1 protein-coding gene and 1 pseudogene are annotated in these 1,774 nt (G+C 47.6%); both read right to left on the bottom strand.

What is annotated here, in order from left to right:
- Positions 1-1,361, bottom strand: a 1,361-nt coding sequence (tilS, locus tag ACRCJ0_RS13320; protein ID WP_431390727.1) for a tRNA lysidine(34) synthetase TilS, incomplete at its 3' end; no start/stop codon positions are given.
- A 181-nt stretch (positions 1,362-1,542) separates the two neighbouring features.
- Positions 1,543-1,774 (bottom strand): annotated as a pseudogene (locus ACRCJ0_RS13315) (RNA-binding protein S1); the annotation flags it as partial.

The following is a 1,774-nucleotide window of genomic DNA, read 5'->3' as shown; positions in this document are numbered from 1 at the left end:
TTATCCGCTAATATAAAAATATCATCTCGGATACCAGACGGGACTTTTTCGTTGATTAAAAAGCGATTCAACTTTTGTCGATGACCGTTTGAAAGTCGGATAAAATCTCCGGGAAGGCGATTGCGCACCGTCAAGCTAACGTCAGCACCCACCTCAGCCACCAAGATAGCCCCCTGGCCCAAATAAACATCCGCTTGATTTTCGTCAAACCAACCAAACTTGACCCGGTCGCCTACTGCCACCCAGTCCTGCCAGCTTAAAACTTGCTCAGTCCTCTTGTCGGCGGCACCAGCACCCGCCAAGAAATCAGACCGGCCACCGGGCAGAATATAGGCCGTATCATACACCTTGACCAGGCGGTAGCCTCCCGGCAACCGCCACTCAGCTTGCCCATTCTCGCTTTGTAAAAAAGCCACCATCCGCTTAAAGCCGTCTTGCGTAAAGGCGGCCAAGTCAGCAACCTTCGTTCGGTCGAACATTCGTTGCCACAACAAGACTTGTTCAGGCAAGTCATAGTCTGCTATGGCCGCCAAATCCACTTGCCAAGTATCATCTTTTTTCCTCAAGACAGCTCTTAAAACTTGGTCCATATAAGCGTCCGCAAACCGGCTGGTCGCTTGAGCAGCCAAGGCGAAGTCGCCCAGATGGTCAATAAGAGCGCCATCTTCCGACTCCAATTCCGGCAAATACTGCTGTCTAAACCTGTTTCTGGTATAAGACATGTCAAGATTAGACGCGTCCTCACTAAAAGGGACCTGCCGTTTCGCTGCATAGTCATATAAATCAGCCTTATCCACACTTAACAAGGGGCGGAGCACATAGCCCGTCTCAAAGCCCCTGTCCAATTGGATAGGACGGTAGGGATGAATGCCGGCAATACTCTTCAAGCGGCCGCCATGAACCAACCGCATCAAGACTGTTTCCGCCTGGTCATTTTGATGGTGGGCAGTCACTAGAAAAGGTGACTTGGTCAAGACCATCATCCGCTCAAAGACCGCATATCGGAATTCGCGTGCCGCCAATTCCGACCGATTTGGATTCTGCGGGTCATCGTGGTCCCAAGCCACTACGTGGATAGGAATGTCTCGGTCCTCGCAAAACTTGATGACCATATCTTGCTCAGCCGTTGATTCAGGACGGAGCTGGTGGTTAATATGGATTACTGAAAAAGTCACTAATGATTTTTGACTTAAGCGGTGAAACAAATCCAACAAAACCATAGAATCGACACCACCAGATACAGTCAATAGAAAGGGGATTTGCCCATCAATTGGCACATAGTTAGCCGGTAGTTGCGACTTCAACCGGTCTTTCGTAGCTAGTAGCCAGTCTTCCACTATCTTTAGTACATTTTCACCCATTACATACCGCTCCTTTCCTAATTTTTTACTTTCCCGAATATTCTCTAGGTATCCCTATCTATCCTAGACACGGTTAAACATTAAAGAGGTCTGCGACAAATTGCCACAGACCCCTCTCAATAAGTGTCTACACTTCGTTTTGGGTATGTATACCTTGAGGTCACAAGCCCTTCATTCCTTATTAAGAACGACGGCCACCTCGGCCACCGCGTTTACCTTCTGTATTACGTTTTAAAGAAGTTAAACGGTCATCAGAATCTTTTAAGAATGATGACATCAAGCTATCGAAATCATTTGTACCCGCTTTATTACCAGCGTTAGACTTGAATGAATTCCCGCCACCAAAGTTTGAACGACCACCTGAATGGTTGTTTGATTTTGGTTTACCTTGATAGCCACCACCACGGTTGTCC

The organism is Aerococcus sp. L_32 (assembly GCF_050689315.1).
Note: the sequence above shows the minus strand (reverse complement) of the source record. Positions and strands in the feature narration are given on the sequence as shown.